Origin of the sequence: Pseudoxanthomonas sp. CCNWLW251, from assembly GCF_037402255.1 — a bacterium.
In the GTDB taxonomy this organism is placed as follows: Bacteria; Pseudomonadota; Gammaproteobacteria; order Xanthomonadales; family Xanthomonadaceae; genus Pseudoxanthomonas_A.
Window position 1 is genome coordinate 1237311 of the sequence record NZ_JBBEGA010000002.1, and the last position, 12125, is coordinate 1249435.

At 66.9% G+C, this 12125-nt stretch carries 16 protein-coding genes; 15 read left to right on the forward strand and 1 reads right to left on the reverse strand.

Annotated features, from left to right (window positions below; all coding sequences use genetic code 11):
- Positions 1 to 61: 61 nt before the first annotated feature.
- The 10 genes from hemN to WBN46_RS12915 all read left to right on the forward strand — a co-directional run bounded on the left by hemN (position 62) and on the right by WBN46_RS12915 (position 8305).
- Entirely contained in the window at positions 62 to 1459 is a 1398-nt protein-coding gene (hemN, locus tag WBN46_RS12870) for an oxygen-independent coproporphyrinogen III oxidase (RefSeq protein WP_337731857.1), read from the forward strand.
- 19 nt (positions 1460 to 1478) lie between these two features.
- Complete coding sequence (locus WBN46_RS12875; RefSeq protein ID WP_337731858.1) at positions 1479 to 2234, forward strand: helix-turn-helix domain-containing protein; 756 nt, start codon at positions 1479 to 1481, stop codon at positions 2232 to 2234.
- 190 nt (positions 2235 to 2424) lie between these two features.
- Positions 2425 to 4698, forward strand: coding sequence for a nitric-oxide reductase large subunit (locus tag WBN46_RS12880; protein ID WP_337731859.1), 2274 nt, complete (start codon positions 2425 to 2427; stop codon positions 4696 to 4698).
- Positions 4699 to 5232: 534 nt separating this feature from the next.
- A complete protein-coding gene (locus tag WBN46_RS12885; RefSeq protein WP_337731860.1) occupies positions 5233 to 5709 on the forward strand; it encodes a hypothetical protein in 477 nt (158 codons plus the stop codon).
- Positions 5710 to 5801: 92 nt separating this feature from the next.
- Positions 5802 to 6338: a hypothetical protein gene (locus WBN46_RS12890; protein WP_337731861.1), complete on the forward strand. Its 537-nt coding sequence runs from the start codon at positions 5802 to 5804 to the stop codon at positions 6336 to 6338.
- Between the two features lie 21 nt (positions 6339 to 6359).
- Positions 6360 to 6671 carry a hypothetical protein gene (locus tag WBN46_RS12895; protein ID WP_337731862.1) on the forward strand — a complete coding sequence of 104 codons (312 nt, stop codon included), beginning with the start codon at positions 6360 to 6362 and terminating at the stop codon, positions 6669 to 6671.
- 39 nt (positions 6672 to 6710) lie between these two features.
- A complete protein-coding gene (locus WBN46_RS12900) occupies positions 6711 to 7139 on the forward strand; it encodes a hypothetical protein (protein ID WP_337731863.1) in 429 nt (142 codons plus the stop codon).
- Between the two features lie 87 nt (positions 7140 to 7226).
- A complete protein-coding gene (locus WBN46_RS12905) occupies positions 7227 to 7775 on the forward strand; it encodes a hypothetical protein (protein ID WP_337731864.1) in 549 nt (182 codons plus the stop codon).
- Complete coding sequence (locus WBN46_RS12910) at positions 7772 to 8014, forward strand: hypothetical protein (RefSeq protein ID WP_337731865.1); 243 nt, start codon at positions 7772 to 7774, stop codon at positions 8012 to 8014. The genes WBN46_RS12905 and WBN46_RS12910 overlap by 4 nt, the downstream gene beginning before the upstream one ends.
- Positions 8015 to 8023: 9 nt before the next feature.
- Positions 8024 to 8305 carry a hypothetical protein gene (locus tag WBN46_RS12915; protein ID WP_337731866.1) on the forward strand — a complete coding sequence of 94 codons (282 nt, stop codon included), beginning with the start codon at positions 8024 to 8026 and terminating at the stop codon, positions 8303 to 8305.
- A gap of 55 nt (positions 8306 to 8360) precedes the next feature.
- On the opposite strand, the gene WBN46_RS12920 is transcribed toward WBN46_RS12915, so the two are convergent.
- Positions 8361 to 8606 (reverse strand): hypothetical protein, encoded by a 246-nt coding sequence (locus WBN46_RS12920; protein ID WP_337731867.1) that lies wholly within the window; start codon positions 8604 to 8606, stop codon positions 8361 to 8363.
- A 164-nt stretch (positions 8607 to 8770) separates the two neighbouring features.
- On the opposite strand from WBN46_RS12920, the gene WBN46_RS12925 reads away from it, so the two are divergent.
- From WBN46_RS12925 to WBN46_RS12945, 5 genes are read left to right on the forward strand one after another with little or no spacing between them, the layout of a single operon-like run.
- Positions 8771 to 10027, forward strand: a complete 1257-nt coding sequence (locus WBN46_RS12925; protein ID WP_337731868.1) for an NnrS family protein — start codon at positions 8771 to 8773, stop codon at positions 10025 to 10027.
- Between the two features lie 5 nt (positions 10028 to 10032).
- On the forward strand, positions 10033 to 10434 hold the full coding sequence (locus tag WBN46_RS12930; RefSeq protein ID WP_337731869.1) for a SirB2 family protein: 402 nt from the start codon (positions 10033 to 10035) through the stop codon (positions 10432 to 10434).
- A gap of 5 nt (positions 10435 to 10439) precedes the next feature.
- Complete coding sequence (locus tag WBN46_RS12935) at positions 10440 to 10589, forward strand: hypothetical protein (RefSeq protein ID WP_192202340.1); 150 nt, start codon at positions 10440 to 10442, stop codon at positions 10587 to 10589.
- The gene (locus WBN46_RS12940; RefSeq protein ID WP_241045656.1) at positions 10574 to 10840 is read left to right on the forward strand and encodes a DUF2249 domain-containing protein; all 267 of its coding nucleotides are present in this window, start codon (positions 10574 to 10576) and stop codon (positions 10838 to 10840) included. Before WBN46_RS12935 ends, WBN46_RS12940 begins: the two co-directional genes overlap by 16 nt.
- A complete protein-coding gene (locus tag WBN46_RS12945) occupies positions 10837 to 12072 on the forward strand; it encodes a hypothetical protein (protein WP_337731870.1) in 1236 nt (411 codons plus the stop codon). Before WBN46_RS12940 ends, WBN46_RS12945 begins: the two co-directional genes overlap by 4 nt.
- Positions 12073 to 12125 lie beyond the last annotated feature (53 nt).

The following is a 12125-nucleotide window of genomic DNA, read 5'->3' on the forward strand; positions in this document are numbered from 1 at the left end:
AAGCCGCGGCCGATTGACCCATATCAAGGACAGCCCCGAGGCGCTTGCCTAGGCTGCACCCATGGCCAGCCTGTCCTCCCTGTTCGATCCCGAGCTGCTGCGGCGTTACGACACGCCGGGGCCGCGCTACACCTCGTATCCCACCGCGCCGCAGTTCTCGCCGGGCTTCCAGGAAGCCGACCTGCGCGAGATGGCGGCGATCACCAACGGCGATCCGATCCCGCGCCCGCTGTCGCTCTACCTGCACATCCCGTTCTGCACCAGTCCGTGCTTCTACTGCGGCTGCAACCGCATCATCACCCGCGATACCGCGCGCGGCGCCGCCTACCTCACCCGGCTGTACCGCGAAGTGGCGATGACGTCGGCGCTGTTCGACCGCGACCGCGACGTGGAGCAGGTGCACTTCGGCGGCGGCACCCCCAACTTCCTGTCGCCCGCGCAGATCGCCGAAGTGATGGACGTGCTGCGCCGGCAGTTCTCGTTCGCGCCCGCCTCCAGGCTGGACTGCTCGATCGAGCTCGACCCGCGCTTCATCACGCCGGACGAGGTGGGCGAACTCGCCGCCGCAGGCTTCAACCGCGCCAGCCTGGGCGTGCAGGATTTCGATCCGGACGTGCAGCGCGCCGTCAACCGCATCCAGAGCGTCGAACAGACGCTGGCGATCATCGACGCCTGCCGCACGCATGGCCTGCAGTCCGTCAACGTGGACCTGATCTACGGCCTGCCGAAGCAGAGCCTGGAGGGCTTCTCGCGCACGCTCGACATCACTCTCGAGGCACGACCCGATCGCCTGGCGATCTACAGCTACGCGCACCTGCCGTCGATGTTCCGCCCCCAGCAACGCATCAACGCCGACGACCTGCCTTCGCCCGAGGTGAAGCTGGGCCTGCTGCAATGCGCGATCGACAAGCTGGGTGAAGCCGGCTACGTCTACATCGGCATGGATCACTTCGCCCTGCCCGGCGACAGTCTGGCGCTGGCGCAGCAACGCGGCGACCTGCACCGCAACTTCATGGGCTACACCACGCACGCCGAAAGCGACCTGCTGGGGCTTGGCGTCAGCGCGATCAGCCACATCGGCCCGAGCTTCAGCCAGAACCCGCGCGACCTGGGCAGTTGGGAGCAGGCCATCGACCAGGGCCATCTGCCGGTGTGGCGCGGCATGCGGCTGGAAGAAGACGACGTGATCCGTGCCGACGTGATCCAGCGGCTGATGTGCGACGGCGCACTGGACTACCGCGACCTCGGCCGGCGCCACGTGATCGACTTCACGGCCTATTTCGCCGACGCCCTGGCGCGCCTGCGCCCGCTCGAAGACGACGGCCTGGTGGAGCTGGCGGCCGACGGACTGCGCGCGACCTCGCACGGGCGGTTGCTGTTGCGTATCATCGCGATGTGCTTCGACCGCTACCTGCCCACTGCCGCAGCCTCGACGCCTCGCTTCTCGCGCACGGTGTGACCTCGACGGGAGTATCCGCATGACCTCGCCGCTGGTCTTCCCGCGCACCGACGCGAGCGTGGTTGCCGACGATGGCGATGCCCTGCACTTCTGCTCCACGTGTGCGTTCTCGCAGGCCTGCCTGTCCGAGGGCATGGACAAGCGCGCGCTCATGGACCTGCACGTGCTGGTCGAACACGTCGGCCCGCTGCGCGCGGGCGAGCACGTGTTCCGCGAAGGCGATCCGTTCGGCGCCATCGCCGCGGTGCGCGCGGGCACGGTGAAGACCTACCAGATCGACCGCAACGGGCACGAACAGGTGCTCGGCTTCCACCTGCCCGGCGAAGTGATCGGCCTCAACGCCATCCACGGCGACCGCTACCCGTGCAACGCCATTGCGCTGGACACGGTGATGCTGTGCCGCTTCTCGTTCCCCAAGATCGCGCTGCTGGCCGCGCGCCTGCCCAACCTGCAGCAGCACCTGTTCAGGCTGATGAGCCATGACATCGGCGTGGCCTCGCTGTTCGCGCGCGACAACACGGCCGACGAACGCATGGCCGCGTTCCTGATCGGCCTGTCGCGCCGGCTGGCCGCACGCGGCTTCTCGCCGCGCCGCTTCCAGCTGACCATGGCGCGCACCGACATCGCCAACTACCTGCGCCAGGCCCCGGAAACCGTCAGCCGCGTGCTGCGCCGTTTCGAGAAGGACGGCCTGCTGCACATCAAGCAGCGCGACGTCGAGATCCTCGACCTCCCCCGCCTGGAAGCCCTCGCGCTCGCCGTGCTGCGGGATTGACCGCAGGTATACCCCGGCGCATTTCGCGCGCCCATCCCATTTATCGGGACACCCACGACATGGCGATGGTGTGCCGAGGCACACCCTACGTGGCACCGGCCGCGCCAATTCCTCCCCGGCTTGACCTGCGTCATGGAGCCCCCGGGCTGGCGCGCCGATGATGCGGCCGTTCCTTCAGGAGAGCCGCATCATGAATTCGACACGCAAGTTGTGGGTGGGGTTGGCGGCCCTGCTCATTGCGTCGTTCGCCGTCCTGCTCTGGGTCGGCAGCGAAGTGCATCGCCAGGCGCCACCATTGCCCGAGCAGGTCGTGGCGGAGGACGGACGGGTGATCTTCACCCGCAAGGACATCGAGACCGGCCGCCAGGTGTGGCAGTCGATCGGTGGCCAGCAACTCGGTTCCATCTGGGGCCACGGCGGTTACGTGGCGCCCGACTGGGGCGCGGACTGGTTGCACCGCGAGGCCGAGGCCATCCTGGATGGATGGGCAAAGCGCGACACCGGCGCAGACAGCTACAAGCAGCTGGATGCCGCCACGCAGGCGGCGTATGCCGCGCGCGTGCAGGCGCTGATGCGGCCGAACACCCATGACGCCGCGACGGGCACGATCACGCTGTCGAACGATCGCGCCGACGCCATCGCCACGGTCGGCCTGCACTACCAGAGCCTGTTCTCGGCCGATCCGGCCACCGGCGACCTGCGCGAGGCCTATGCCATGCGCAACGACACCGTGCCCGATGCCGAACACCGTCGCCAGCTGACCGCGTTCTACTGGTGGGCTGCCTGGTCGTCGGTGACCGAGCGTCCCGGCGAGAAGATCAGCTACACGGCGAACTGGCCGGCGGATGCGCTGGTCGGCAACACGCCGCCGCCGAGCGCCTTCATGTGGACGGTCTTCAGCGTGCTGTTCCTGATCGCCGGCATCGGCCTGCTGGGCTGGCACTACGCGGTCAACCACGGCGACGAGATGGCGCCGGTGCTGCCGAAGAGCGATCCGCTCGCGAAGATCAGGATCACGCCCTCGATGCGCGCGACCGCGAAGTACTTCTGGGTGGTCATCGCCCTGTTCGTGGTGCAGATCCTGCTGGGCGCGATCACCGCGCATTACCAGGTGGAAGGCCAGGAAGCCTACGGCTTCGCGCTGGCCGACATCCTGCCGTACTCGCTGACGCGCACCTGGCATACCCAACTCGCGGTGCTGTGGATCGCCACCGCATGGCTGGGCATGGGCCTGTACATCGGCCCGGCGATTTCCGGGCATGAGCCGAAGTTCCAGCGCCTGGGCGTCAACTTCCTGTGGGCGTGCCTGTTGATCATCGTGGTGGGCGCCTTCACCGGCCAGTGGTTCGCGGTGATGCAGAAGCTCGGCCTGGAGCACAACTTCTGGTTCGGCCACCAGGGCTGGGAATACGTCGACCTGGGCCGCTTCTGGCAGTGGTTCCTCTTCATCGGCCTGACCCTGTGGCTGGTGCTGGTGGGCCGCGCGCTGTGGCCGGCCATCCGCAATGGCGGCGAATCGCGCAGCATCGTCAGCCTGCTGTTCCTGTCCACCGTGGCGATCGGCCTGTTCTATGCGGCCGGCCTGATGTGGGGCGAGCACACGCACCTGTCGATGGTCGAGTACTGGCGCTGGTGGGTGGTTCACCTGTGGGTGGAAGGCTTCTTCGAAGTGTTCGCGGTGGCGGTGATCGCCTTCCTGTTCACCCGCCTGGGCCTGCTGCAGACGAAGACCGCCACGGTGGCGGTGCTGTTCGCCACCATCGTGTTCATGGCCGGTGGCGTGCTGGGCACGCTGCACCACCTGTACTTCACCGGCACCCCGACGGCGGTGATCGCGCTGGGCGCGAGCTTCTCGGCACTGGAAGTGGTGCCGCTGGCCTACGTGGGCTTCGAGGCGTACCACAGCTGGAAGATGGGCAAGGCCACGCCGTGGATGCAGCGCTACCGCTGGCCGATCCAGTTCTTCATCGCGGTATCGTTCTGGAACCTGGTGGGCGCGGGCCTGTTCGGCTTCCTGATCAACCCGCCGTTGCCGCTGTACTACATGCAGGGCCTGAACCTGACGCCCAACCATGGCCACACGGCATTGTTCGGCGTGTACGGCATGCTCGGCATCGGGCTGATGCTGTTCTGCCTGCGCGGCCTGAAACCGGACGTGGTGTGGAACGAGAAGCTGCTGAAGACCGCGTTCTGGTCGCTCAACATCGGCCTGGCCGGCATGTCGCTGCTGACCCTGCTACCGCTGGGCATCCTGCAGCTCAATGCGGCGCTGGAGCATGGTTACTGGTTCGCGCGCTCGGCGGAGTTCATGCAGCAGCCGATCGTGGACATGCTGGTGTGGATGCGCGTCCCGGCCGACACACTCTTCAGCGTGGGCGCGCTGGCGCTGGTGTGGTTCGTGGCCAGCCTGTGGCTGGCCCCGCGCCGCGAATCCCTGCCCGCCGCGCAACCGAGCGAAGCCTGACCCTGGAACCGGCCTCTCCGGGTGGGGAGGCCGGGCCACCTGCTGCAGGTTGCAGCGAAAGAGCCGCGAAAGCGGCTCTCTTTTGTTTGCGCATCGGCGGCGCCCGCTCGACGACGAGGCTCGGCACCTTGCAGACGGGGCGCGGAATGTCATGCGCAAGGCACTGCCATGCCATCGATGGCTTTCTGAGCCCGATCTTTCTCACATTGAGCCCGGCAGATCACACTCTGAATGCCATCGATGGGATTCGGAAAGCCAGCACCTCACCTTCCGAGCCCGATCCGCGAAGCTCCACGCCTTGCACATCGAGCTCGGAAAGCGATCGATGGCACTCGGAGAGCCATCGATCGCCTTCGGGAGCCCGGCACCTCACACGCCGAGCCCCATCGTTGGGACTTCGTGCCTTGCGCATGGCGCTCGGAGCGCGATCGAGGGGGCTCGGAGCCCCATGTCCTCACATTTACCCGGGCCGATGGGGTGTTTCACCTTTAACATCGGGTGGGGCGGCAGGGGTGCCGAAGACAGGGGGCTGAGATGCAACAGTGGCAGCGGAGACTCTTGGGGATCCTCGCGCTCGGCGGAGGCTTCACGGGCTTGGCGGTGGGGCTCAGCCTGCTGGTTGCGCCGGGGGACATACTTTCGAAGGTGCTATCCCTCCCTTTCCTGGGACTGTTCGCCTGGGGGATGGTCTGCGGCTTGCGGCTGCTTGAAGGCCGTGATGACGCACTCCGGCAGAATTTCTATTTCTGGCTGGCGCAGGTGCCCTTCCTGATGTCGCCCGTCGCGGGCTACTCGTTCTCAAGTGGCGCATCCCTTCATTTCAAGTACCAGCCAAGCATCTCCAAGTGGGATTTCTTTGCCCGGTTCGGCAGCCAGTTCGAGTACTCGCTGCTGCAGGGAAAACCCTTCATCGTGGGTATCAACGTAGTGGCGGCAGGCGTGTGCTGCTTTCTCGTCTACCTGATGCGCACGTCGCAGACCCATACCGGATCGGAGCAGGAAGCCCCATGACATACGAAGATCGCGCTGTTGGGGTTCGCAAGCTCATCCCAACCTATGAACTGCGACCGTCGCTTTAGCTCCTGTCGAGCCCTTGCCGAGCCATGCCGATATCAAGACTGCTGTTCGGGGATTTCGAAGTCGCCTATTCGACGGACCTCCCGCTGCACGAGGCCGTGGGCCGACTCGCCGCTACGACCGACCAGGTCGGCTCCGTGGTGCGGAGGGGCACCCGTACGCTGCATGGGCATGCCACGGTGCATGACGTCGCCCTGTGGCGGGACGCGCCGTACTTTATCTCCATGTTCAGTCCTGCCTTCGTCGGTCGTTTCGTGCAGGAAGAGGGTCAAACCCGATTGCGCGGCTGGTTCAAGGCGGACTTTGTCCTGAAACTATGGCTGACCTTGCCGGTTGCCGCCTCGCTGTTCCTGGCAACGCTCTCGTTCTCCGGCGTGAATGTCCATTGGAAGGGAACGTTCTCGGGCGCAGTGTTTGCCGGTTTGACCCTGGCGGCGGTCTTTTTCATCTTGCGCCGGATGAATCGCCCTGGATCAAGGCTGGTGGAACCTCTCGAGCAGGCCATCCTGTTGGCCATCTCAGGTCGACGGATCGAGCCCTTACCCTCTGATCGACATCCCTAGCAGACCAGCCGGAACCCCAGCATGCGAAACTTCGGCCTGTACGGCTTCATCACGATGGTCATCGTCGCCGCGGCTTGCGTGATGTTGGCCGCAGAGTCGCATCCCGCCATGATCGTCCTGCTGCTGGGTGGCTTTGGGCTGCTGGCGTTTCGCTTCAACGCGATCATCGACCGCGGCCGCACGCGTCGCGGCAAGGCGCCGGATTTCCCCATGCAGTTCGCGAACCTGACTGCGCTCACGGCCCGAGATTGGACCGAGCTGATCGTCACCGTCCTCGTCTCCGTGGCCATGTGCGCCATCGGGATCGTGGTCTTTGGGGGCCAGGCGCGATGAATCGCCGGGAAGGGCGGACCCCGCATTGGGATATCTACAATGACGATGTTTGATCTGTTGCTGGCGGCCGGCGGCGTGACCGGCACGTGGGCAGTGCTGGACTTCCTGCGTACGCGCGCGGCGAGGGCGTGGCCCTCGGTGTCCGCACGGGTCGTGGAAGTACCGCCCCAGTCATCGTTCGAAGAATTCAGCCGGGGGCAATCGGTTCTTAACACCGACACGGATCATGTCCTGGTCTGGACCGTAGAGGGAACGGAGTACCGCAAGCGCATTGAGGATCGGGCGGCGATCCAGTTCGCCGGCTTCAAGCTGTGGCGAGCGCCACCGACGCTGGAGGAGGTGGCCATCCGTTACGACCCCACCGAGCCGGGCAAAGGCCTCACACCGGAAGAACTGGGCGCGTGGCGATGGATGCTGGCTGCATCGGTTCTCTTCCTGGTGGCCGCCGCATGCGTCCATGTGTGGTGAGGTACTGACGGAAGTTGCGGGCGGCTATTGGCCGCCGCTGGAAACTTGCCTCATCATTCCCCCATCTTCAGGGGCCGGGGAGTCACCATGTCAGCAGTGAAGCAACGCTCGACCTTCGTTACCGTGGTGGCATGGATCTTCATCGTGCTGTCGGGGTTCGGCACGCTGATCGGCATCCTGCAGAACATCATGGTGCAGACCGTGTTCCGCAGCGGGGAATTCGGCGAGGCGATGCAGGCCGTGCCACCGGACCCCGGCCTGCCGCCCGTGGCGACCTTCATGTTCGAGCACTTCCATTGGATCTTCCTGGCGGTGCTGCTGGTCAACCTGTTCATGCTGGCCAGCGCGATCGGACTGCTGAAACGCCGGAACTGGGCGCGACGGTGCTTCATCGCGATCATGATCCTGGGCGTGGTTTGGCAGGTGGTGGGCCTGATCATGCAAGCGACGATGTTCTCCTTCACCCGGGACCAGTTTTCCGCGGCCCAGATGCAGGGCGCGCCTGACATGGGGCCCTTCTTCATCGCCATGGGCGTGGTCAGCGTCATCTTCGCGCTCGCTTTCGGCGGGCTGTTCGGATGGATCGCATGGAAGCTGGCGTCAAAGCCGATCGCGATGGAATTCGGGCGCGCGTGAGCATCTACACCCAGGTCGCCCTGTGCATTGTCGGCATGTCCCTGTACTTCAATGCGGGGAAGATCAAGGCACGCAATGGCGCGCGTGACCACGCCGTCCTGTGGGCCGCGCTTTCGTTGGTGGTGTCGCTCGTGGTCTTCTGGACGGGCGCCGGCTGGATCGCCTGGGTGCTCGCCCAGGTGGCGTTGCTTGCGGGCATCACCCTGGTTCGCGTTGCCCTCGACGGTCGCGGCGACTAGGGCGCCGCCATGACGACCAATGCACTGAAGGAAGAAGAACTGGACTGGCTGGCCTGGCGCTGCGTCCGCTCTTCGATGGTGGGCGTGGCGGCGTTGTTGGTGTATTTCAACGCGAAGCATGGCTGGATCACCGCGCCGGCGTATCGCCACGTCAAAGGTGTGTGGCTTGAGTCGTTGATGCCTGCGCTGAAGCCCTATCTGCCCCACCTGGTCCTGGCGCTGGGCGTCGGCGCCTTGGTCGTGGCTGCCTACTGCGGCCTTCGCTATCTCTGGATCAGCAGGAAGCGCTGAGGGCGTGCGAGGCGATGTGCGTGACGCCTCGCCTCTCCCTCCGATCATCTGCCGATCAGTGCGAGCACCCACCACAGCACTGCCCCGCCTTGTGGCCGCGCGATTCGTTCTCGCTGGCTTCCGCATGTTCGCCGACCTCCTTGAGGATGGCGATCACGCGTTCGGTGGGCAGCGTGGTCATCACGACCAGGCGGCCGGTGCCGGATTCCATCGTCACTTCGGCTTCCGGGTCCCAGGCGCGAAGCGCCTCGGTCATGGCCTGCTGACGTTGCGCGGAGGATGGGTGGGCGTGGTCGGACATCGGGCTTCCTGTCGTCGTGGGTGCGCGCTTGCGCGGGTGACGGGACTGTAGGCGCTTGCCGTTCGCCGGGCCTTGACCCGAATCAAGACAGCGGCAGCCACTGAATCGCGGCCCGCCTGACCCATGTCAAGGCGAGCGCATGCGGGCGCGGGCAAGCTGCCTGCATGAAGATCGACATCGTGCCTCCACCCCGCCCGCGTGCCGCACCGCCGATGCCCGGCCTGTCGCCCGCGTGGCTCGCGCACGCGCCGCACCGGCTGATGTTCTTCGTCGGCGCCGGCAACGTGCTGCTGGCGATGCTGTGGTGGACGCTGTGGTTGGTGGCCACACGCTGGGGCCTGTGGACGATGCCCGCGACCGCGATCTACGCCGGCTGGCTGCACGCGTTCCTGATGCAGTACCTGGTGCTGCCCAGTTTCATCTTCGGTTTCCTGCTGACCGTGTTCCCACGCTGGATGGGCATGGCCGACCTGAAGCGCTGGCACTACGTGCCGGTGGGGCTGGGCCTGATGGGCGGACAGGTGGCGATCCTGCTCGGCGTCGCAGGCTGGCAGGCGGGGCTGACCGTGGGCCTGTGGATGGCGCTGGCCGGCTGGACCGCCGCGCTGCTGACACTCGGCCGGTTGCTTGCCGACGACAGCGCGAAGACCTGGCATGCGCGCTCGTGCTTCGCCGGGCTGCTGCTGGGCTGGCTGGGACTGGTGATGTTCATCGCCTTCGCCTTGGGCGCGTCGCCGACGTGGGCCTTCGCCAGCATCAAACTCGGCGGTTTCGGCCTGCTGCTGCCGGTGTACGTGACGGTGGCGCACCGCATGTTCCCGTTCTTCGCCGGCAACGTGGTGCCGGGCTACGTGCCGTGGCGCTCGCTGCCGTGGCTGGGCGTGGTGTGGGCGTTGCTGATGCTGCATCTCGCCCTGGAGCTGATGCATGCCTATGCGTGGCTGTGGCTGGCCGACGTGCCGCTGCTCGTGCTCACCGCATGGGCGGTGCATCGATGGTGGCCGCGCGGCAGGATGCCGGGCCTGTTGGCCGTGCTGTTCATCGGCACCGCGTGGTTGCCGGTCACCTTCCTGCTGTACGTGGTGCAGAGCGTGACCTTCCTCGCCACCGATGAGTTCGTACTCGGGCGCGCACCGATGCATGCGATGTTCATCGGGTTCTTCGGCAGCCTGCTGGTGGCGATGGTGACGCGGGTGACGCAAGGCCACTCGGGGCGGCCGCTGATGATGCCGAACGTGGCGTGGTTCGCCTTCGTCGCGATCCAGGCGGTCGCGGTGATGCGCGTCATCGCCGACCTCGCACCGGACGCGATGGCGTGGCAGGCGGCCGCTGCGGTGGGCTGGCTGCTGGCGCTCGCGCCGTGGGTGGGGCGGATCGGCGGCATCTACCTGCGTCCGCGTGCGGACGGGCGGCCGGGATGAGCGCCATGATGACGTTCTATCCCGACATCAAGCTGGTCCACATGGGCGCCGCGATGACCAGCGGCACGCTGTTCGCGCTGCGTGCGCTCGCCCTGCTGGCCGGAATGTACTGGCCACGCGCTGCGGCGGTGCGCTACCTGAGCTACAGCATCGACACGGTGCTGCTGACCGGCGCGATGATGCTGCTGACGGTCCTCCCGGCCGGCCTGTTCGCCAATGGCTGGCTGGTGGCGAAGATCGCCTTTCTTGTCGCGTATGTCGGGCTGGGCATCGCGGCCTTCCGTCCCACGCGCGCGGCCGGTGCGCGTGCGCTGCTGGTGGGCGCGGCCGTGTTGTGCTTCCTGCAGGTCTACGGCATTGCGCGCGCGCATGACCCGTTGGGCTGGCTGCTCTGGCTGGGGAATTGAACGCCATGGACACTTCACTGGACACCTCGTTGCTGCCGGACGCCTTCGGCACCTGTGCGTGCTGCGTGCGCGAATCGCTGGATGCGGCGGGGGTACTGCTCGATTGCGCATCCACCCCGGGAGAAACGGAGGACGACGCATGGCACATGCCGTGACCCTGCTGCGACTGGATCTGCGCGACTTGGCCGCACCCGAACCGATGCAGCGCATCCTCGACTGCCTGCGCACACTGCGGCGCGGCGAACGGCTGGTCGCACTGACACCGCATCCACCCGTGCCGCTGCTGCCGATCCTCGATGACGAAGGCTTCGCCTACCACGTCTACGCGGGCACCACGGGCAGCGCCTGCATCGCGATCTGCCACGCAGAGGACAGGCACGCACTGGAACCGCCGCGCGCGGCATGAGCGGGCTGGCGTTCGCGCAGGCGCCTCTGCCGCTGGTGCCGATGCGTTTCCTGCAGTCCGCGCTGGCCTGGGGCCTTGTCGCCGGCCTGTGGCTGGCGTGGCAGGGCGAGGTGGCGTTGCTCTCGCGCTGGACGCCGGCCACCCTCGTGCTGGTGCACATGTTCGCGCTGGGCCTGCTCGGCAACGCCATGCTGGGCAGCCTGGTGCAGTTCCTGCCGGTGGCGGCGGGCAGTCCGCTTCCCTGCCCTCGCCTGGTGCCGTGGCTGCACGCGATGTTCAACCTCGGCGTCTTCCTGCTGTTGGTCACCCTGGCATCGCAGGCGCGTGCGTGCGCCGTGCCTGCCGGCGTGCTGCTCGGCGGATCGCTTGCGGTGTTCACGGTGCTGGCGCTGGTTGCCGTCCTGCGTGGCAACGGGCAGCGCGTCGTCCGCGATGGCATCGGGCTGGCGCTGGTCGCGCTGGCGATGACGACGGCGCTGGGATTGCTGCTGCTCGCTGCACGCACCGGCTGGCGCGTGCCCGCGCCACCTGGCCTGGTGGATCTGCACGCGATGTTCGGCACGCTGGGCTGGGTCCTGGGCCTGCTCGCCGCCGTGGGCAGCATCACGCTGCCGATGCTGCAGGGCACGCATGCGGTGCCGTCCGCAGCGTCACGCACATGGCAGGCCAGTCTGCTGGCAACGCTCGGCGTCGTGGCCGCCGCACAGATGAAGCTGCTGCCCGAGGCTGCGTGGCGCGTGGCGGCATGGCCCTTCGCCGTCTTCGGCATCGCCGTGTTCGTATTGCAGGCACGCGCACCGAATCGCCGCAATCCGACGTTGCGCCGCTTCTGGCAAGCGGGCTGCACAGCCCTGCTTGCCGCGAGCGTCACCGCCTTGTGGTCCGGCACACCGTTGTTGCTGGTCGGCATGCTGGTCCTCGGCGTCGGCCTGCCACTGATGGTCGTGGGCATGGCACTGGAGATCACCGGCTTCCTGACCTGGATCGCACTGCGCCAGCGTGTCCCGCGGGGCCTCCGCGTACCGGGCGTGGGCAGCCTGTTCGCGGAAGCGGACAAGCGGCGCGCGTTCGCCGTGCATGTCATCGCGGACTTGCTGCTGGTGATGGCCGCACTAGCACCGGTCGTGGCCCGCACCGCCGGCTTCGTGATCGCGCTCGCCTATGCGGCGACCCTGCACGGGCAATGGCGCTGCTGGCGGCAGGCGGCGACGTGGCGGCGCGACGATGGCTGATTCTCCGGCACGGCTCGCGCGCGGGAAGTTCTGAACAACGGACCCCGTTCGTG

Coding starts and splice junctions, on each gene's coding strand:
- hemN (WP_337731857.1), top strand. CDS start 62: ATGGCCAGCCTGTCCTCCCTGTTCGATCCCGAGCTGCTGCGGCGTTAC.
- WBN46_RS12875 (WP_337731858.1), top strand. CDS start 1,479: ATGACCTCGCCGCTGGTCTTCCCGCGCACCGACGCGAGCGTGGTTGCC.
- WBN46_RS12880 (WP_337731859.1), top strand. CDS start 2,425: ATGAATTCGACACGCAAGTTGTGGGTGGGGTTGGCGGCCCTGCTCATT.
- WBN46_RS12885 (WP_337731860.1), top strand. CDS start 5,233: ATGCAACAGTGGCAGCGGAGACTCTTGGGGATCCTCGCGCTCGGCGGA.
- WBN46_RS12890 (WP_337731861.1), top strand. CDS start 5,802: ATGCCGATATCAAGACTGCTGTTCGGGGATTTCGAAGTCGCCTATTCG.
- WBN46_RS12895 (WP_337731862.1), top strand. CDS start 6,360: ATGCGAAACTTCGGCCTGTACGGCTTCATCACGATGGTCATCGTCGCC.
- WBN46_RS12900 (WP_337731863.1), top strand. CDS start 6,711: ATGACGATGTTTGATCTGTTGCTGGCGGCCGGCGGCGTGACCGGCACG.
- WBN46_RS12905 (WP_337731864.1), top strand. CDS start 7,227: ATGTCAGCAGTGAAGCAACGCTCGACCTTCGTTACCGTGGTGGCATGG.
- WBN46_RS12915 (WP_337731866.1), top strand. CDS start 8,024: ATGACGACCAATGCACTGAAGGAAGAAGAACTGGACTGGCTGGCCTGG.
- WBN46_RS12920 (WP_337731867.1), bottom strand. CDS start 8,606: ATGTCCGACCACGCCCACCCATCCTCCGCGCAACGTCAGCAGGCCATG.
- WBN46_RS12925 (WP_337731868.1), top strand. CDS start 8,771: ATGAAGATCGACATCGTGCCTCCACCCCGCCCGCGTGCCGCACCGCCG.
- WBN46_RS12930 (WP_337731869.1), top strand. CDS start 10,033: ATGATGACGTTCTATCCCGACATCAAGCTGGTCCACATGGGCGCCGCG.
- WBN46_RS12935 (WP_192202340.1), top strand. CDS start 10,440: ATGGACACTTCACTGGACACCTCGTTGCTGCCGGACGCCTTCGGCACC.
- WBN46_RS12940 (WP_241045656.1), top strand. CDS start 10,574: ATGGCACATGCCGTGACCCTGCTGCGACTGGATCTGCGCGACTTGGCC.
- WBN46_RS12945 (WP_337731870.1), top strand. CDS start 10,837: ATGAGCGGGCTGGCGTTCGCGCAGGCGCCTCTGCCGCTGGTGCCGATG.